We start from the raw sequence: 18,698 nt of genomic DNA, 5'->3' as shown, positions 1-18,698 counted from the left end.
GAACGTATGTACACCAGGAAGATTAGGTTCGGCCCTCGCTTTGTCGCGCTCGGGCTTGCCGGTGCATTGATGTTGGCCGGCTGCGCGTCGAGCAGTGGGGACAACTCGGGATCGGCTTCACCGAGCAGTAGTGGCGCAGCTGGTTTTGTGGGCGCCCCAGATGTGGGGGAGCGGATCGACGGCGGTGTTCTCACCTTCGGGTCCTATTCGTTCCCTTCCTCGTTGGACCCCACGAGAACGCAAGCAGCCGGTTCGACCGGCGGAACCGAAATGGCCGCGATTTACGACACGCTGGTACGCAGCGACTCCACAAACGGGAGCTTCGTGCCACAACTCGCGAAGACACTGTCGAACAACAGCGACTTCACTTCGTACACCGTCACTTTGGCTGATGGCCTCACCTTCAGCGACGGAAGTCCGCTCGACGCGGAAGCGGTGAAGTGGAGTATCGATCGATTCGTGGCAGGCAAGGGTGATGTATCGCAGACCTGGCTCAACATCGTGGATCGGATCGAGACGCCCGACGCCACCACAGTCGAATTCGTGCTCGAGCGGCCCTGGCGTCAATTCCCGGCGCTGTTGTCGCTCGGGCCCGGAATGATCGTTGCGCGAAGTTCAGGGGGAGAGGCAGGGTCGGTTTCAGGAACCGGGGAGGGAGCGTTCACACCGATCGGGGCGGGTCCGTTCACCTTGGCCAAGTTCGCCCCGCACGAAGAACTGGTACTCGCCGCACGCACGGATTATCAGGGCGGTAAACCTCCACTGGACACAGTGCGGTTTGTTCCCACGTCGGGTGCGCAGTCTCAGTACGAATCGTTGAAGAGCGGCCAGATCGACATGACGTACATCCTCCGCGACGAGGCCGTGATCGAACAAGCTCTCGACGACGGATACTCGGGTTACCTCAGTCCGACCGGACAGAACGGGATTGGCACGATCAACAACCGTGAGGGCAAGCCCGGGGCCGATGTTCGCGTCCGTCAGGCGATCGCCTACGGGGTGGATCCGGCGGCGGTCAATACCCGGGCGAACAACGGATTGGGCACCGCCAGTTCCGAACTGGTCCCGCAGACGTCACGTTGGTACAACAACACAGCAGGCATTCCGTTCGATCAGGTGAAGGCAAAGGCGCTGCTCGATCAAGCGAAGTCCGACGGGTACGACGGGAAACTCCGCTACCTCACCACCTCGGAGCCGAGCCAACAGGCGACGGCACTGACGGTTCAGGCTTCGCTGAACGCGATCGGTTTCGACGTCACCATCGACTACGCGACCGATGTGACCGATCTGGTTCGACGGGTATACAAGGACCACGATTTCGACATGACCAGAGGTGGCGCTCCGGTCGGAGAAGAAGCGCCGTACCTCAATTTGTACAACAGTATGGCCAGTGATTCGAAGAACAACCCGTCCGGCTTCGCGGACCCGGAGATGGACGCGATGATCACAGCTGTGCAGACGGCATCGACGGACGATGCTGTCCGTGAGGCGATCAGCAAGGTGCAGGAGTACGCCAACGCGACTGTGCCTTACGTGATCTGGGGGCCGGCGTCGGTGTTGACCGCATGGGACGGCAACGTCCACGGCGTCGTACGCAACATCACCGACATCATGTTCTTGGGCGGCGCTTGGATCTCGCCCAACGGCGAAACGGTGGAACGATGAAGTGGTCCTTGGCGGGTGCGATGATCGACGCCCTGGAACTGTGCGAGTTGGCGCAGGTCGCCGAAGAGGTGGGGTTCGACGGAATCGCGATGCCGGATTCCGTGTTCTATCCGGAGCAGGTGTCGGCGCCGTACCCGTACACTGCTGACGGGAAGCGGATGTGGGCGCCCGAGACGCCGATGCCTGATCCGTTCATTGCCATGACGGCGATGGCGGCCGTCACATCGCGAATTTAGTTCTACACCAACGTGTTCAAACTTCCACTGCGCGATCCGCTGTTGACGGCCAAGCAGGTCGCGACCATCGCCGTGATGTCGAGGAACCGCGTCGCTCTCGGCGTCGGTTTGTCCTGGATTCCCGAGGAATTCACCTTCACCGGTACCGAGATGCGCACCCGCGGTGCGCGTACCGACGAAGCCATCGAGATCATCAAGGCGGTGTGTGCGGGACGTGGGCCGGAATGGGTCGAATACCACGGCAAGCACTACGATTTCGACGCTCTGATGATCAGTCCTGCTCCGGAGATTCCGGTTCCGATATACATCGGTGGGCACAGCGAACCGGGGTTGCGTCGTGCAGCCAGGCTGGCTGACGGTTGGATGTCGGTGAACACGACCAAAGCCGAATTAGCCTGCGCCATCGATCGTCTTACGGAATTGCGGGTCGAGTACGGTCGTGCCGATGTTCCTTTCGGCGTCAACGTCTCGCCGACGGATGTTCGTGATCTGGACGGATATCGCGAACTCGAGACTCTCGGAGTCACGGAAATCAGAGTGTTGCCCTGGTATCACTACGGAGTTGACTCCGGTGATCGTCAGGGACGACTCGACTCCATTCGGCGGTTTGCCGAGGAGGTCATCGCTCAGTACTGATCGATCAGCGTCTGCATCGCCCGGCCGTAGAGTTTTGCCAACTCGTCGCGATCTGCGGACTGGGGGATACTCTCGTCGCTGAGGACGCTCAACAGCCCGGACACCTGGGCGGAGACCAGGAGTGCGCGGGTGTACGCGTCTTCGCCGTCTAGACGAGCGGCGAGATTGGTGGCAAATACTCCGGTCATGTCTCGGAGTCGCTCCCGGATGCGTGGACTGTCCGACGCTCGCATGAGCGCTGTGTACACCGACAGCATCCGGGCGTCGGCCTTGCCCAGGACGAAGGCGGCGATTCGCTCACCGAGGGTGTCGAGTGGGCCGTCGAACTGGCCTTCGAAGTAGTCCGCAACCGGCGTGGTTTCCAGGAACAGTGCTTCTTTGGACCCGAAATGCCGGATGACCAGGGCCGGATCGATTCCGGCAACTTTGGCGATGGCGCGAACTGACGTGCCGCCGAACCCGTGCTCGCCGAACAGTTGGAACGCCGCCGCGCGAATCGCCTCGGATGTCGAGGGGTGCTCCTGCTCTGGCGTGTGCCTCGTGGGTGTCACGACATCGACCTCTGTGCTCGCTCGCCGACCGCGTTGTCAACGGCGTTGACTATAACGTGTCAACGGTGTTGACTGTTGAGTCTGTCAACGGTGTTGACAGCTAGATGCGGTTAGTGAAGAGAGCGTGGAATATGACAGATACCGACGTCCGAGTACCCAGCGAAGAAGTTGTCGATCCGCCGACCAATTGGAAGATGGTGGGCAGTGGACTCGCATTTCCGTTGTTCTTCGTCATCATGTTCTGCTTGTGCTACGTCAGCGCCTTCCATTCGCCGACGCCGAATCAGGCACCGATCGTGGTGGTCGGGTCGCCGTCCGTCACGGCCCCGCTGATCGACGGAATCCAGGCTTCGTCGGGTGACAAGTTCGACATCGTTGCCACAGCCAACGCCGCCGACGCACTCTCTCGGATCGACAACCGCGATGCGATCGGCGCCATCGAGATCGGTGACGCCGTGACCGCACATATCGCCACCGGCGCGGGCGCCTCGACGGTTTCCGTGGTGAGCAGCTTGGCGCATTCGGTTGCGGAGCAGACGGGGCAGCAGGTCACGGTGATCGACTCGGCGCCTGTCACGGCGCGCGACTCCTCGACTGTCGGACTCTTCTACTTCCTGATCGTCTGCACCCTCGGTGGCTACCTGACCATCACGGTGCTCAGTCAGGTTGCGCCGAGAATGCGGTTGCGAGAGCAGTATTCGATCCTGGCCGGTGCGGCGATACTCACCCCGCTCATAGCCTTCGGCATCACCAGCATCTTCATGCACGCCTTCGGGGCGTCATTCGGCCAGATCCTGCAACTGCTGGGAATCTCGATGGTTTACACGTTCACCGTCGGTGCGGTGAGCATTCTGCTCAATCGACTGCTCGGCCAAGCCGCGATCTTCGCGGTGCTGACGGTGCTCGTTTTCATCAACTTCCCGAGTTCGGGTGGTGCCATTCCGGTGTCGTTCCTGCCCGGATTCTGGCAGCACATCCATTCGTTCTGGCTCGGATCGGCAGCCATGGAGCCCATCCGCTCCGTCATCTACTTCAGTGGCAACGGCGCCGGACCGCACCTGCTCGTTCTGGGGATCTGGCTGGTCGCGGCACTCGGCCTGACCGGACTGCTCGCCTCTCGCCAGTCGAAAAAGGCAGCAGCGCACTGAGTGTGGTGGGGCCGGCGATTGCCGACCCCACCCGAACCCTTTACTTCAGCCGTACCGCGTCGGTGCCCGGTCCGTCGAGCATCGCGGACCCCAGCAGGATGTCCGGAATGCCGAACCCGTCGATCAGTGTCTCGACGTGGGGGCGCAGGGTGCGGCAACGCTCGTTGATTCCGCGCGTCACGGCCTTCGAACGCTCCACCGACAGATGCCGGTGCTCCATGAACCAGGCCTTGTCCTCTTCGATCACGGACAGTGCGTAGAGATCGCACACCTCGCCGAAGAGTTCCTTTGCGGTCTCGTCCTCACACGAGTCGATGCCGGCGACGAATGCTTCCAGGATGACGCGCTCGATGTGCGCCTGAGCGGCTTTGAGTACGTGGTCCTGCACGAAGTTGAACGCGTCGAACGGGTTCTCCTCGCGCTTCTGCGCTGCCTGCAATCGCCTTGCCGCAGTGGCGAGTAGGTACTCTTCGCGGTCTTCGAACATCTTCATCTGGGTGCCGCGATTGAAGAGGCTGCCGTCCTCTTCGTTGTCCTGGCGAGTGTCGACGATCGTCTGCAGGATCTGCTGCGCTGCCGTGCGTTTCTTGACAACGTCGGAGACCGTCGTAGCGGCGAAGCGCATCCAGTCGACAGGGCTCATGCCGCGGACTTCGTCGGCGTAGGAGGTGAGGAGTTCTTTTGCGACCAACTGCGTCAGAACGTGGTTGTCACCCTCGAACGTGGTGAAGACGTCGGTGTCCGCCTTGAGTGCGGTGAGGCGGTTCTCGGCGAGATAGCCTGCGCCGCCGCAGGCTTCGCGTGCCTCCTGGATGGCCCGAGTGGCATGCCAGGTGTTGGCGGCCTTGAGTCCGGCGGCGCGACCTTCGAGTTCGCGCTGCTCCTGCGGATCCGGGTCGTCGCTGCTCTGGATGTCGTGCATCGCGGCTACGAGTTCGTTCTGTGCGAACTGCAGAGCGTACGAGCGGGCGATCAACGGTAGCAGGCGCTTCTGGTGGACGAGGTAGTCCATGATCAGGACTTCGTCGTCACTCTTCGGAGCACTGAACTGCCTGCGCTGCAGGGCATATCGACCGGCGATGGCCAATCCGACGCGGGCGGCCGCTGCCGCGGAACCACCGACGGTGACACGTCCACGAACCAGTGTGCCGACCATCGTGAAGAAACGACGGTTCGGGTTCTCGATCGCCGAACTGTACGTGCCGTCCTCGGCGACGTCGGCGTAACGGTTGAGTAGATTCTCACGCGGGATGCGGACCTGGTCGAAGACGATGCGGCCGTTGTCGACTCCGGGCAGTCCACCCTTGAGCCCGCAGTCGGACGTCGTGACGCCGGGGAGGTCGTTGCCGGCGTCGTCACGAATCGGCACGACAAAGCAGTGGACGCCCTGACTTTCGCCTCCGGTGATCAGCTGTGCGAACACCGCTGCGACGGTGGCGTGCTGGGCAGCGCCGCCGATGTAGTCCTTGCGAGAGGACGGAGTGGGGGAGTTGACGACGAACTCGCCCGTCTCGACGTCGTAGGTCGCCGTGGTTTCGAGTTCCTGGACGTCGCTGCCGTGACCGGTCTCGGTCATCGCAAAGCAACCGAGCAGGTCCAGATCGATCAGCGGCTTGACGTACGCCTGGTGGTGACGCTCGGTGCCGAGGTTTTCGATGGCGCCGCCGAACAGACCCCACTGGACGCCGGCCTTGACCATCAGTGAGAGGTCGGACATCGCGAGCATCTCGATGCTGGTGACGGCGCCACCCGCGTCGCCCGTTCCGCCGTGAGAGACGGCGAAACCGTTTGCGGCGTACCCGAGATCGGCGAGGACCCGCATCTGTTCGAGAGCCTTGGAGCGCGCAATGGCGGTGTTGGGTGTGTAGTGCGGAGCAAAACGTTCGTCGTTCAATTCGCCGCGAACGCGCTCACGCACCTCCCGCCAGCGTCCGTCGAGTGTTGTCCTGAGGTGGTCCGCTGTGGTGGCCATGGAACCGACGATAGCGCGTAGCGCACCGCGGGCAACCCGGTTCGATCCCAACCTCACATTCAGCAGGAGCCCGCGGCACCCGCTTCGATTCCTTGGCGGAAGAGTTCCTTCTCGCTCTCGGACATAGCCTGGTACGAAGGGTCGTTCTCGACGATCTTCAGGAAGTCGGCGCCCGCCGTCTGGGTCGACGTGTCGCCGCTCTGAACACGCTGCTGAACGTAGACGGACACCGCCGAACACCCGCCGAGAAACGCGGGGTCGGTGCTCGTCGCCGCGGTGGTTCGAGCCGAGTCGGTGGCGCTCGGCGGCGACGAAACTGTCGCCTTGTCGTCGTTCGAAGCGTCCGAACCACACGATGTGAGAAGAATCGCAGCCGAGACCATCAGCGTCGTCAACAGTCGCTTCATGCCCGGAATCGTCTCACGCGGGGCCCGGTTCGACCGGAAAACTCGCCTCGAGCACCGAAGTCCTACACCCTGTCGTTGTCAGATTCGACAGAACTGGGACACTGGAAGCCGTGACTGTGTCTTCCGGTGATCCCGACGTGCATGCAACGAACTCCGCTCGGCTCTTCGAACGTGCCGGCAACGTGATTCCGGGTGGCGTCAACTCGCCCGTCCGCGCGTTCGGTTCGGTCGGCGGAACACCGCGATTCATTCGCGAAGCATCCGGCTACACCCTCACCGACGTCGACGGAAACAACTACGTCGACCTGGTGTCGTCCTGGGGTCCGATGATTCTTGGGCACGCTCACCCGGCAGTCGTCGAAGCCGTTCGCGAAGCCGCGCTCGGAGGTCTCTCCTTCGGTGCGCCGACCGAAGGCGAAGTAGCTCTCGCCGAGGAAATCGTCGCCCGCGTCGCGCCCGTGGAAAAGGTTCGCCTGGTCAACTCCGGAACCGAAGCCACGATGAGCGCAGTCCGCCTCGCCCGCGGATTCACCGGGCGGACCAAGATCGTCAAGTTCTCCGGTTGCTACCACGGCCACGTCGACGCCCTTCTCGCCGACGCCGGATCCGGCCTCGCGACGTTCGGGCTGCCGACCTCTCCCGGCGTGACCGGCGCTCAAGCCGAAGACACCATCGTCGTGCGCTACAACGACCTCGACGCGGTGGCCGCGGCGTTCGAGGCCAATCCCGGGGCCATCGCGTGTGTCATCACCGAAGCTGCCGCCGGAAACATGGGCGCCGTCGCACCGCTTCCCGGTTTCAACGAGGGTCTGCGTCGTCTCACCCGTGAGCACGGCGCACTCCTGATCATGGACGAGGTGATGACCGGATTCCGCGTCAGTGCCTCGGGTTGGTACGGCATCGACAACGTCGCAGGCGACCTCTACACCTTCGGCAAGGTCATGAGCGGCGGCCTGCCCGCCGCAGCATTCGGCGGCCGCGCCGACATCATGGGCCACCTCGCACCGGACGGTCCCGTCTACCAGGCAGGCACCCTCTCGGGTAACCCCGTAGCCGTCGCCGCCGGACTCGCGAGCCTGCGCGCCGCCGACGCCGAGGTGTACGCCAAGCTCGGCCGGAACGCGACCGCCCTCGGCGACCTCATGACCCAAGCACTCACCGCCGAAGGCGTCGAACACCGAGTGCAGTACGCAGGCACCTTGGTGAGCGTGTTCTTCACCGAGAACACGGTGACCAACTACGACGAAGCCAAAGCCGCGCAGACCTGGCGATTCCCCGCCTTCTTCCACGCACTGCTCTCCCGCGGCGTGTACCCGCCGCCGAGCGCGTTCGAAGCGTGGTTCGTCTCCGCAGCCCTCGACGATCGAGCCTTCTCGATCATCGCCGACGCCATGCCTCACGCAGCCAAGGCCGCAGCTGCTGCCGTCAAGCCCTGACCAGTTCCCATTCCAGAACACCCGCACGCTTCCGACATCCATCATCTTCAGCGAGGACCCTCGACTGTGACCGACGCCGATCACCCCGACCACACGTCCACCCGCACCATCGTCCACGTCCTGCGCCACGGCGAAGTACACAACCCGCGCGGGATCCTCTACGGACGGCTCCCGGGTTTCCGGTTGTCGGTGGCGGGCGAAGCTCAGGCTCGTGCGGTCGCGTCGGTGCTCGCCGATCACGACATCACCCACGTGGTCGCGTCGCCGCTGCAGCGGGCACAAGAGACCGCGACTCCGATCGCCGAGGCACACAAGCTCGACATCGTCACGGACGAAAACCTGATCGAGGCAGGCAACGAGTTCGAGGGTCTCAAGGTTGCCGTCGGGGACGGTGCGCTCTCGCGTCCGCGTCACTGGTGGAAACTGCGTGACCCGTTCACCCCGTCCTGGGGCGAGCCCTACCTGCAGATCGCCCATCGCATGCTCGCAGCCGTCAATGCCGCACGCGTCGCGGCAGTCGGACACGAAGCCGTCGTCGTCAGCCATCAACTTCCGGTCTGGACTCTGCGTCGATTCCTGCAGGGCGAGCGTCTCTGGCACGATCCCCGTCACCGTCAGTGTGGACTGGCCTCGTTGACTTCACTGGTCTACGAAGGCGACACCCTGGTCGACATCGTCTACTCCGAACCTGCCGGCGCCTCCGACCCGAGAGTGACAGGAGCATGATTTCGCGCCGCATCGCCGCAGCATTCGCAGCCGCTGCGTCGGCGATGCTTCTTCTCTCGTCCTGCGCGACCGGCGACGACGCCGTCGCACAGGGCGGAACTTTCGACTTCGTCTCACCGGGCGGACAAACCAAGATCTTCTACGATCCGCCGTCCGACCGAGGCACCATCGGCAAGCTCTCCGGGCCCGATCTGATGAACGAAGGTCAGAAGGTCGGTGTCGACGACTTCGAGGGCAAGGTCGTCGTCCTCAACGTCTGGGGTCAGTGGTGCGGACCGTGCCGTGCCGAAGCCGACGACCTGGAACAGGTCTACGAGCAGACCAAGGATTCGGGCGTGCAGTTCCTCGGCATCAACGTCCGCGACGACACCAAGAACAAAGCGCAGGACTTCGTGGTCGACAACAAGGTCTCGTACCCGTCGATCTACGACCCGTCGATGCGTTCGCTGATCGCCCTCGGTGACGGCTACCCCACGTCGGTCATTCCGACGACGATCGTCCTGGACCGCCAGCATCGCGTCGCCGCGGTGTTCCTCCAAGAACTTCTCGCCGAGGATTTGCTGCCCGTCGTCCAGCGAGTAGCTCAGGAAGACGCGCAGTAAAGATGACAACCACGACCACTACGCTGCTGGCCGGCAGCGACACATTGAGTGCCGGTGTGGGCGAAGCGTTTCAGAACGCGGCGTCGTCCGGTCCGCTTCTGCTCGCCCTCGGCGCCTGTGTGCTCGCCGGTCTGGTGTCGTTCGCTTCGCCGTGCGTCGTGCCGCTCGTTCCCGGCTACCTGTCCTACCTGGCCGGCGTCGTCGGTGCCGACGCCCCCGCGATCACCGCAGAAGAGGCGAAGACGCGGACGATCACCCGGAGCAGTCGACTGAGGGTGGCCGGTGCGGCCGGACTGTTCGTCGCGGGCTTCACCGTTGTGTTCGTCCTCGCGACCGCGTCGGTGTTCGGCGTGATCTCCACGCTGCTCGTCAACCGCGAGGTCCTGATGCGAGTGGGCGGTGTCGTCACCATCGCGATGGGTCTCGTCTTCATCGGGCTGATTCCGGCGCTGCAGAAGGACGTTCGTTTCGAACCGCGTCGCGTGTCGTCACTGGTGGGTGCGCCGCTGCTCGGGGGAGTGTTCGCTCTGGGCTGGACGCCGTGCCTCGGTCCGACATTGGCAGGCGTGATGTCCGTGGCGGCGGGAACCGACGGGATGACCGCCGCGCGTGGTGTCACGTTGATCGTCGCGTACTGCATCGGACTCGGCCTGCCGTTCATCATCTTGGCGCTGGGATCGGCGCGCGCGCTGACCGGCGTCGGCTGGTTGCGTCGTAATGCACGCACCATTCAAATTTTCGGCGGAATCATGTTGGTGGCAGTGGGAATCGCCCTCGTCACCGGCGCGTGGGACCAGTTCGTCGGCTGGGTTCGCGACGCATTTATCTCGGAGGTGACGCTGCCGATATGACAGCTGACGACAATAACGACCACCCGAAACCCGTGCTGCCGAAGCAGTCGGTGATCGGTCGAGTCGTTGCACTCGGGCGCAACACCTGGCGCGGGCTCACCTCGATGCGGACCGCGCTGGTACTGCTGTTCCTCCTCGCGCTCGCTGCGATCCCCGGCGCCCTGCTGCCACAGCGAACCCTCAACGAGGGCAAGGTCACCGACTACATCGCCGCGCGTCCGACGCTCGGTCCGTGGATGGACCGCCTCGAATTGTTCGACGTGTTCAGCAGTTTCTGGTTCACCGCGATCTACGCACTGCTCTTCATCTCGCTGGTCGGCTGCATCCTGCCGCGTTGCGTGGAGCACGCGAAGGCGCTGCGCACCCGTCCGGTGAATGCGCCGCGCAATCTTGCTCGCCTGCCGCACCACACCACGAGCGTCGTGGACGGCGAGACTCCCGACGAACTTGCTGCCCGGGTGTCGAAAGAACTGCGCGGGTGGCGCGTCGAAACGCGTCGCGGCGATTCGAAATCACGACGCGAAGGCGAGATCACCATCTCGGCGGAGAAGGGATACCTCCGCGAGTTCGGCAACCTCGTGTTCCACCTCTCGCTGGTCGGATTGTTGATCGCGATCGCCGCGGGCAAGTTGTTCGGCTACGAGGGCAATCGTATCGTCATCGCCAACGACGGCCCCGGGTTCTGCACGACCTCGCCGGCAGTGTTCGACTCCTTCGTCGCCGGTCTGAGCCTCGACGGCACCGGCATGACCCCGCTGTGTGTACGTGTGAAGAATTTCCAGGCCGACTACCTCGAGACCGGTCAGGCCGAGATGTTCACCTCGGACATCTCGTACCAGGCAGGCGACGACCTCGAGTCCGATACCTGGCGGGACACGACCATCCAGGTGAACCACCCACTGCGGATCGCCGGCGATCGTGTGTACCTGCAGGGACACGGATACGCGCCGACATTCACCGTCACGTTCCCGAACGGTGAGACCCGCACCGAGACGCTCCAGTGGCGTCCGGACGACGCCACGACGTTCCTGAGCAGTGGTGCGATGCGCTTCGACCCGCCGGGCGGCATGTATCCCGATGCGGACGAGCGTCGGAAGAATCAGATTGCCATCGAAGGATTGTTCGCGCCCACCGCGCTGTTCCACGGCAACCTGCTGTCGTCGAGCTACCCGGCGATGAACGATCCGGCAGTCGCCATCGACATCTACAAGGGCGACACCGGACTCGATACCGGTAACCCGCAATCGCTGTTCGAACTCAACACCGAACTGATCAATCAGGGCCGACTGGTCAAGCAGGATCGAGTCAATCTGTTTCCGGGGGAGAGCGCGACGCTTGCCGACGGAACCCAGGTGCGATTCGATGGCGCCGTCGACTTCGTGAACCTGCAGGTCTCCCACGATCCCGCTCAGGTGTGGGTGTTGGTTTCGGCGTTGACCATGATGGCGGGCCTACTCGTCTCGCTCGTGATCAAGCGTCGCCGCGTCTGGGCACGTATCTATCCAGATGACGAACGACGTACTGTAGTAGAACTTGGTGGGCTTGCCCGCACCGACCACGCAGGCTGGGGCGACGAGTTCGACCGCCTCGCCGACCGCTTGCTGAAAAGCAATCCGACCACCGCGGTGAACCAACCGCACGCGCAGGAGAACGCCCGATGACAACGAACGAGACACTCGCGCAGTACAGCGACTGGGCCTTCAAGTCCGCCTTCACCGTGCTCGTGCTGGCGTTTGTGCTGCTCATCGTGCAGTACGCGTCGGCCAGAGCAAAGGCGGTTCAGGACAAGGAACTGGTCTCCGCCGGCGGTGTCGACGCATCCGTGCCTGGCAGGGTCGCGGAGACTCCGAGCAAGTCGCTCTCGGAACGATTCGGCGGAATGGGCCGAGCTGTCCTGGTCGTCGGAACGGTGCTGATCATCGCGTCGATCGTGCTCCGCGGATTTGCGACGGAACGATTCCCGCTCGGCAACATGTACGAATTCGTGGCGATGGCGTGTGCGGCGTCGTTGCTGGTCGGGCACGTCCTGTTGATCAAGCCGGCGTACCGTCCGATGTGGGTCTTCCTGCTGGTACCGGTTCTGATCTTGATGTTCCTCGCCGGCACGGTCCTTTACGCCGACGCGGCTCCCGTGGTTCCGGCGCTGCGCTCGTACTGGCTTCCGATTCACGTGACGATCGTCAGCGTCGGTTCCGGAATCTTCATGATCGGCGGTATCGCGAGCCTTCTGTTCCTGCTGCGACTGAAGTTCCCGCCCGGTGACGAAGGCACGAGTATCGGTGGCCGGATCGCAGAGCGACTGCCGGATGCCCAGACTCTCGACCGCTTGGCGTACAAGAGCACGATCATCGCGTTTCCGCTGTTCGGCGCCGGCGTCATCCTCGGTGCCATCTGGGCGGAAGCTGCGTGGGGACGCTTCTGGGGTTGGGATCCGAAGGAGACGATGTCCTTCATCGCCTGGGTGATCTACGCGGCCTACCTGCATGCGAGGGCAACGTCCGGGTGGCGGGAGACGAAGGCCGCCTGGATCAACATCGCCGGTTTTGTTGCGATGCTGTTCAATCTCTTCATCATCAACATGGTCGTCTCCGGCTTGCACTCCTACGCGGGACTCACCTGATCCTCTCGAGGTACCGTGGGTGGCTGCCGACCGGTCTGTAGGTATTACCGGTAGGTACGTCAGGGGCGGGCAACAGTTACGATGCAGCTTGGCGAATTACTAGCTGTCTGGTAGCTGTGGGATCGACGAGGGGGAGCGGCGAGATGGCCGACAAGATTGAAGACGCCGGAGCAGGATTGTGGGAGCCGGTGCGCCCTGCCGAGCCGACGCGGCGCGAGCCGCGCGCATCCGCGCCCGAGCCGTCATCGGACTCGGTTCCCAGCGACGTTCGTAGTCTCTTCGTGGCCCCGGTCGACTCCGGGCCGCTCCAGCAAGTCGCCGGCCAGGCGCCCAGTGCACCCGCCGCTCCGCCGCCGACGACGACCCCAGCGGCTCCGGTACCAGGTCCCAAGACTCCGGTCATCCAGTATCCGGCAGCGCAGCCAGGCCCGATCAACGGCCAGTTCTCGACCTCGCCTGCGATGCCGATGCAGACCTACGAACCTACGAATCGTGGAGGGTCGCTTCCGGATTCACGAACTGGCGTTCCGCAGCCTGTTCAGAATTCGCAGCCTGTTCAGAATTCGCAGCCCGGCCCGACGGCGCATTCATCCGCGAGACCGCTCCAGCAACCGCAGGCACCTTTTTCGCCCGGCGTCCATCCGCCCAATCCCGCGATTCGGCAGTTCGGTCATCCCGGCGCTGCGCCGGTGCAGAACGGCCACGCCCTCCAGAATGGTCAGGCCGTGCCGATGGCCCCGCCGACGGCGCCACCTACTCGCGCTCCGATGCCGCAGACCGGACTCACCTCGGCTCCGGACAGTCGCTTCGAGTCCGCTCTCCCGATGACTGCGCAAGATCTCTCGGCTGCGCTCCTCGTCAAGCGGCCTGTCCGGCCTGCCCCGGTGGGCGGCTGGCGCAAGGCGCTGTACACGTTGTCCGGCCGATCGGTGAACCTCGGAAACGGTGCAAAGGAGCAGCACCTCGTCGAGTTGACGCGCCAGATCAACCAGCCGCTGCAGGGCTGCTACAAGGTTGCGGTGCTCAGTCTCAAAGGCGGCGTCGGAAAAACCACGACCACAGCGACACTGGGGTCGATGTTCGGCTCGATCCGCGGCGATCGCGTCGTCGCTGTCGATGCAAACCCCGACCGGGGAACGCTGAGCCAGAAGATCCCGCTCGAAACTCCGGCAACAGTGCGAAACCTGCTGCGCGACGAGAACAGCATCGAGAAGTACAGCGACGTCCGTGGCTACACATCGCAAAATCGACACCGGCTCGAAGTGCTTGCCTCCGACAGCGATCCAGCAGTTTCAGAGGCCTTCAGCGGTGGGGACTACACGCGCACGGTCGACATGCTCGAGAAGTTCTACAGCATAGTTCTGACCGACTGCGGCACCGGATTGATGCACTCGGCGATGCAGGCCATTCTCGAAGGTGCAGATTCGTTGATCGTCGTCAGTTCCGGTTCCGTCGACGGTGCACGTAGCGCCTCCGCAACACTTGACTGGCTCGACGCTCACGGTTACAGCAGGCTGGTCGCCACGTCCGTAGCTGTCATCAACGCGGTACGGCCTCGCTCGGGCAAGGTTGATCTGCCGCGGGTCGTCGAGCACTTCGAGCAGCGCTGTCGAGCGGTGAAACTGATTCCGTTCGATCCGCATTTGGAAGAGGGCGCCGAAATCGATCTGGACCGGCTGCGTCCAGGTACTCGGGAAGCGGTGCTGGAGTTGGCTGCGGTGGTTGCGCAGGACTTTCCGGCCTCCCCGTTCGCGTTGACGGGGCGGTAATCGGATAGCCGGGTGAGCCCGGACGCTACGTCGACGCGTCAGTCGGCGGTACGTCCGGACCTTCCGTGCGCTTGCGTCGTGTTTGCTGGTTCACATTCCACAGGAATTCGGGATCGTCATCCGGCCCGCGTACACCGCTCACCGGGGTGCGCGTCGACGGATCGGGCCCGAATGCCTTCCACATCAGAACGATCAATGTCACCAAACCCACCAACGCCAACAGATACAACACGGCGCACCTCCTCAGGGAACTGAAGTCGAGCCTACTCAGTCTCCGCCCCGCTTCACCAGAAGTGGTGCGGACAAGCGTTTCGGCTCAGTGCGCTAGTGCTGTATCTGTCGGGTACTGCAAGATCTCTCGGGTACCGCAAAGTGCTTCGAAGTGAGCTGAAGTTGCTCAGTTGTTGTCTGCTTCGGTGGTCAGCGAGCGCAGAAGCTGCATGACCTCGGTCTCACGGAATCGACGATGTCCTCCTGGCGTGCGAAGCGAGCCCAGTCGTCCTGCGTGTGCCCAGCGGGTCACGGTCTTGGGATCGACATGAAACAATGCCGCTACCTGTCCGGGCGTCATGAGTGCGTCTGCGGCGGTATTGAAGGTTGGTGCGCTCATTGTGAGGTCCTCCATGTTGATGTCGAACGTTTGACGAACAGTGATTCCGAACCGAGCAGTGATTCCGAACTTTGGTTCCGAACCGGTGTGTCGACCAGTTGCCAAAAACCTGCGTCGAGTTTGTTTCGAAGTCCTTCGCTCACATTCGACCGTTTTCTGAGTGGTAGCGCAATGTTTGCACAGATATAGCCGGGTAGTCGATCTTTCAAGAAAAAGTAATGTTTAAGTAAAGGACAAAATGGATATAGCGGGCTCGGTCCCACCCGTATTCGGAATGGGTAACCTGAGAGGGTGAGTCAGTTGTCTGAAAACCCCGAAAATGTTCCTTCTGAGCCGGTCAGGGCCAGTAAACCTTCCGCAAACTCTGCGCAAGCAAAGTCGGCTTCCGGGCCGGTGACCAAGGGTCAACTGGCCCGCGACGTGGTGCTGTACTCGGTCGCTCGGCTGCTGCTTGTCGTCGTGATCGGTGCCGTCATCATCGGTGGCGGAAAGCTCGCCGGCACGGACGTTCCCTTGATCGTCGCGGCGCTGTTCGCAGTTCTGATCGCGCTGCCGCTGTCGTTGCTGCTCTTCGCGAAACTGCGCAAGCGTGTCAATGCGGGCATTGCGGCGGTCGACGCCCAGCGTCGGTCCGATCGTGACGATCTTCGCTCCAAGCTGCGCGGAGACGGGCGGTGACCACGGGGTCGCTCGACGTCGACCGTCGGACCTCACGCCAGTGGGTCGACAACGCGGTGCGGTTGATCGAAGCCGACGCGCAACGCAGCGCGGACACTCACCTGCTGCGCTATCCGCTGCCGAGTAACTGGACCGTCCAGCTTTATCTGAAGGACGAGTCGACCCACATCACGGGGAGTCTCAAGCATCGACTCGCACGGTCGCTTTTCCTCTACGCGATCTGCAACGGCTGGGTTACCGAAGAGACCACTGTCATCGAAGCGTCGTCCGGATCGACGGCTGTCAGCGAGGCGTATTTCGCGAAGTTGCTGGGCCTGGATTTTGTCGCGGTGATGCCCGCGAGCACGAGTCCCGCCAAGATCGCGTTGATCGAGGCGCAGGGGGGACGTTGTCATTTCGTGAGCGATCCGTCGTCGATCTACTCGGAATCGCATCGGCTCGCGAGTGAGTTGAACGGTCACTACATGGACCAGTTCACCCACGCCGAGCGCGCGACGGATTGGCGCGGAAACAACAACATCGCCGAATCGATCTTCACTCAGCTCGAACACGAGGAACATCCGATTCCCGACTGGGTGGTCGTCGGAGCCGGGACGGGCGGAACCGGTGCCACGATCGGCCGCTTTCTTCGTTACCGGAAATTCGACACGGGGCTGTGCGTGGTGGACCCGGAGCACTCCGTGTTTTTCGACGCGTGGCGAGCGAGCGATCCGTCGATCGTCGGTACTCGAGGTTCCCGGATCGAGGGCATCGGCCGTCCGCGCGTCGAACCGTCGTTTGTCGGTCAGGTGGTCGACCGAATGATCAAGGTGCCGGACGCAGGCTCGATCGCGGCCGCCCGGCACGCCAGCGCAGCCCTGGGGCGCAAAGTGGGCGGCTCGACGGGGACGAACCTGTGGGGAGCTTTTGCGTTGATTGCCGAAATGATGGCGGCCGGGCGCAGCGGCAGCGTCGTCACCCTCCTGTGCGACGGCGGAGAGCGTTACTCAGGCACGTATTACAACGACGAATGGGTGGCTTCGGAAGGGGTCGACCTGCTCGGCCCGACGACAGTGCTGGACGAGTTCGTCCGTTCGGGTGCGTGGACGGCCAGTTCCTGAATCGCCGGCGCTGGACCGTGTGACGGGCGGCTCATCGTCACGCGCGGCCAGGCGTCCAGCCCGGACGACTGCTCGTCCGTTCTGATGCGTATCAGGCCGGGGGAGAGCGTGTTCTCGGCCAGGCGCACGAACCCGAGGCGCTCGTAGTACGGCGCGTTCCACGGAACGTCGACGAACGTCGTCAGAGTCACGAGATCGTGGTGATGGTCCGCCGCCCATTCGGTGACGGCGTCGATCAGCTGAGCTCCGAGGCCTTTGCGGGCATGATCGGGGTGAACGGAGACCTGTTCGATATGCGCACCGCCGTCCACGATCTCGACGAGCGCGTACGCAACGGGTACGTCGTTTGCGTCGGTCTGAACCCAGATGTGCTCGGCTGCGAGAAAATCGTTCAACTCGTCGAGCGTCGGCGGTGGATCGTCTGCGATGGCGTCCATCCCGATGTCTCGGAACGGTTCGCCCGCGGCGATCTCGATCTGTTGCAGTGCGGGTAGGTCGGTGGATATGGCCGAGCGGATCACAGAAACCGTTTTACCTCGAGAGTGGAGTTTCTCCCAGCGCTACGCCTTCTGTAACGCAAACCTACGCAACCGTAGGTTGTGTATCGTTTGGTCAAGGGGCACTTCTCCAGCGAGGGCGGACCATGGGCAATCCTGAAGTTTCACTCGACAATTACGAGGCTGTGTACGAGTACTACCGCAGTCATCAGCAGAACCGATTCGTGGCGAAGCTCGCTTATGCCGCATTGGCGCTGAAGTACCGCCCGCGAGTGAGGTACGCGCCGGGTGCGGAAGCTGCGCTGAAGACTCTGCTGGAACGTAAGACGCAGTTGGTCGTGGCGGTCAATCATCTGACCGAGAGCGACCAGTTCACGCTCGCCGCGACCGCGTGGCGTACTCCGTTGCGTCGAGTGATCGGACGGACCCGGGTCCTCGCCAAAGACGAACTCTTCGTTGATCCTTCACAGCGCAAGAAGGTCGACATGATGGGCAGCATCCCGGTTTTTCGCAGCAAGAACTACGGCCTCCGGGCTGTTTCGGATGCCGGCCGAGTGATGATGGACGTCGCGGCCGAGCGTCTGGGCAACGGGGATTGTCTGGCGATTTTCCCGGAAGGGACGTGCAACACCGAAGATCCGACGCGGTTGCAGCACGTCAACAGTGGAATCGGCCACATCATCGCGCGCGCCGAGAAATTGGGATGCTCACCGGCTCTGGTGTCGATCGGCATCAACTACGGTCCGGTGGCTGGCGACGTCAAGGCTGCGAGTGTCTTTGTCGGAATGCCGGTGACCGAACTTCCGGACAAGCCGATGGATATCGCCCGAACTGTGCAGGCGGATTTGCAGGTGGCAGTGAACGGGGCCGTCGCCGGATACTAGGCGCGCCTGTCAATTTTGGTTGACAGATTCCGGTTGTCAACCTAAATTGACATCATGACCGAAGCAACCTCTCTCGCTGCTGCCGCCGGTAGCCCGGATCCCACCGAGGGATTGCGTGCTGTTCGAGCGCTGCGTCGTCTTCTCGAAAAACTCGAGGCCATTCAGGTCGCCAATGCGCGCCGTCACGGATGGTCCTGGCAGGCGATCGCGGAAGCTCTCGAGGTCAGCCGTCAAGCCGTCCACAAGAAATACGCGTCCGCGCAGTCGGAATCGATGCTGCGTTCACTGCGCGAGAAGGGCAGGTAATTGC

The 18,698-nt window shown here is 63.0% G+C and carries 19 protein-coding genes and 1 pseudogene; 14 read left to right on the top strand and 6 right to left on the bottom strand.

The features are described 5' to 3' along the window. The first annotated feature begins 6 nt into the window (after positions 1–6). Positions 7–1,665: an ABC transporter substrate-binding protein gene (locus tag G9U53_RS28835; protein ID WP_039973476.1), complete on the top strand. Its 1,659-nt coding sequence runs from the start codon at positions 7–9 to the stop codon at positions 1,663–1,665. Next, a pseudogene (locus tag G9U53_RS28830) lies at positions 1,662–2,537 on the top strand (TIGR03619 family F420-dependent LLM class oxidoreductase). Before G9U53_RS28835 ends, G9U53_RS28830 begins: the two are co-directional and overlap by 4 nt. Here G9U53_RS28830 and G9U53_RS28825 read toward each other — a convergent pair. After that, positions 2,528–3,088 carry a TetR family transcriptional regulator gene (locus G9U53_RS28825; protein ID WP_007735287.1) on the bottom strand — a complete coding sequence of 187 codons (561 nt, stop codon included), beginning with the start codon at positions 3,086–3,088 and terminating at the stop codon, positions 2,528–2,530. The pseudogene G9U53_RS28830 and the gene G9U53_RS28825 sit on opposite strands and share 10 nt — an antisense overlap. Before the next feature lie 131 nt (positions 3,089–3,219). Between G9U53_RS28825 and G9U53_RS28820 the strand changes: the two genes are divergently transcribed. Further along, the gene (locus tag G9U53_RS28820; RefSeq protein WP_007735285.1) at positions 3,220–4,236 is read left to right on the top strand and encodes an ABC transporter permease; all 1,017 of its coding nucleotides are present in this window, start codon (positions 3,220–3,222) and stop codon (positions 4,234–4,236) included. Positions 4,237–4,276: 40 nt separating this feature from the next. On the opposite strand, the gene G9U53_RS28815 is transcribed toward G9U53_RS28820, so the two are convergent. After that, the gene (locus G9U53_RS28815) at positions 4,277–6,208 is read right to left on the bottom strand and encodes an acyl-CoA dehydrogenase (protein ID WP_024487810.1); all 1,932 of its coding nucleotides are present in this window, start codon (positions 6,206–6,208) and stop codon (positions 4,277–4,279) included. Positions 6,209–6,267: 59 nt separating this feature from the next. After that, complete coding sequence (locus G9U53_RS28810; RefSeq protein WP_007735283.1) at positions 6,268–6,615, bottom strand: hypothetical protein; 348 nt, start codon at positions 6,613–6,615, stop codon at positions 6,268–6,270. Positions 6,616–6,725: 110 nt separating this feature from the next. Here G9U53_RS28810 and hemL point away from each other — a divergent pair, with 110 nt between their 5' ends. From hemL to G9U53_RS28775, 7 genes are all read left to right on the top strand, one after another. Then, entirely contained in the window at positions 6,726–8,051 is a 1,326-nt protein-coding gene (gene hemL, locus G9U53_RS28805; RefSeq protein WP_064074192.1) for a glutamate-1-semialdehyde 2,1-aminomutase, read from the top strand. Positions 8,052–8,117: 66 nt separating this feature from the next. Continuing rightward, positions 8,118–8,777, top strand: coding sequence for a histidine phosphatase family protein (locus G9U53_RS28800; protein WP_003941868.1), 660 nt, complete (start codon positions 8,118–8,120; stop codon positions 8,775–8,777). Then, the gene (locus G9U53_RS28795) at positions 8,774–9,379 is read left to right on the top strand and encodes a TlpA disulfide reductase family protein (protein ID WP_003942071.1); all 606 of its coding nucleotides are present in this window, start codon (positions 8,774–8,776) and stop codon (positions 9,377–9,379) included. Before G9U53_RS28800 ends, G9U53_RS28795 begins: the two co-directional genes overlap by 4 nt. Before the next feature lie 2 nt (positions 9,380–9,381). Beyond that, positions 9,382–10,230, top strand: a complete 849-nt coding sequence (locus G9U53_RS28790) for a cytochrome c biogenesis CcdA family protein (RefSeq protein ID WP_007735278.1) — start codon at positions 9,382–9,384, stop codon at positions 10,228–10,230. Beyond that, positions 10,227–11,891, top strand: coding sequence for a cytochrome c biogenesis protein ResB (locus tag G9U53_RS28785; protein WP_042453041.1), 1,665 nt, complete (start codon positions 10,227–10,229; stop codon positions 11,889–11,891). Before G9U53_RS28790 ends, G9U53_RS28785 begins: the two co-directional genes overlap by 4 nt. Then, positions 11,888–12,850 (top strand): c-type cytochrome biogenesis protein CcsB, encoded by a 963-nt coding sequence (gene ccsB / locus G9U53_RS28780; RefSeq protein WP_003941951.1) that lies wholly within the window; start codon positions 11,888–11,890, stop codon positions 12,848–12,850. The genes G9U53_RS28785 and ccsB overlap by 4 nt, the downstream gene beginning before the upstream one ends. Before the next feature lie 143 nt (positions 12,851–12,993). Continuing rightward, the gene (locus tag G9U53_RS28775; RefSeq protein WP_165639684.1) at positions 12,994–14,619 is read left to right on the top strand and encodes a MinD/ParA family protein; all 1,626 of its coding nucleotides are present in this window, start codon (positions 12,994–12,996) and stop codon (positions 14,617–14,619) included. A gap of 25 nt (positions 14,620–14,644) precedes the next feature. Here G9U53_RS28775 and G9U53_RS28770 read toward each other — a convergent pair whose 3' ends face one another. Together G9U53_RS28770 and G9U53_RS28765 are read right to left on the bottom strand one after the other, a co-directional pair. After that, on the bottom strand, positions 14,645–14,851 hold the full coding sequence (locus tag G9U53_RS28770) for a hypothetical protein (RefSeq protein WP_003941996.1): 207 nt from the start codon (positions 14,849–14,851) through the stop codon (positions 14,645–14,647). Between the two features lie 165 nt (positions 14,852–15,016). Further along, complete coding sequence (locus tag G9U53_RS28765) at positions 15,017–15,229, bottom strand: BldC family transcriptional regulator (RefSeq protein ID WP_003942029.1); 213 nt, start codon at positions 15,227–15,229, stop codon at positions 15,017–15,019. 393 nt (positions 15,230–15,622) lie between these two features. Here G9U53_RS28765 and G9U53_RS28760 point away from each other — a divergent pair, with 393 nt between their 5' ends. Beyond that, entirely contained in the window at positions 15,623–15,907 is a 285-nt protein-coding gene (locus G9U53_RS28760; protein WP_007728513.1) for a DUF4229 domain-containing protein, read from the top strand. Next, on the top strand, positions 15,904–17,007 hold the full coding sequence (locus tag G9U53_RS28755; RefSeq protein WP_165639683.1) for a PLP-dependent cysteine synthase family protein: 1,104 nt from the start codon (positions 15,904–15,906) through the stop codon (positions 17,005–17,007). The genes G9U53_RS28760 and G9U53_RS28755 overlap by 4 nt, the downstream gene beginning before the upstream one ends. Here G9U53_RS28755 and G9U53_RS28750 read toward each other — a convergent pair. After that, positions 16,905–17,528, bottom strand: coding sequence for a GNAT family N-acetyltransferase (locus G9U53_RS28750; protein WP_074447121.1), 624 nt, complete (start codon positions 17,526–17,528; stop codon positions 16,905–16,907). The genes G9U53_RS28755 and G9U53_RS28750 overlap by 103 nt on opposite strands. Before the next feature lie 122 nt (positions 17,529–17,650). Between G9U53_RS28750 and G9U53_RS28745 the strand changes: the two genes are divergently transcribed. Both G9U53_RS28745 and G9U53_RS28740 read left to right on the top strand, forming a co-directional pair. Beyond that, on the top strand, positions 17,651–18,388 hold the full coding sequence (locus G9U53_RS28745) for a 1-acyl-sn-glycerol-3-phosphate acyltransferase (protein WP_054828445.1): 738 nt from the start codon (positions 17,651–17,653) through the stop codon (positions 18,386–18,388). Between the two features lie 54 nt (positions 18,389–18,442). Beyond that, on the top strand, positions 18,443–18,694 hold the full coding sequence (locus tag G9U53_RS28740; protein ID WP_003941869.1) for an HTH domain-containing protein: 252 nt from the start codon (positions 18,443–18,445) through the stop codon (positions 18,692–18,694). The last annotated feature ends 4 nt before the right edge of the window (positions 18,695–18,698 follow it).

The organism is Rhodococcus sp. D-46 (genome assembly GCF_011290655.1).
GTDB lineage: Bacteria > Actinomycetota > Actinomycetes > Mycobacteriales > Mycobacteriaceae > Rhodococcus_F > Rhodococcus_F qingshengii.
This window is presented reverse-complemented; position numbering and strand designations above follow the sequence as displayed.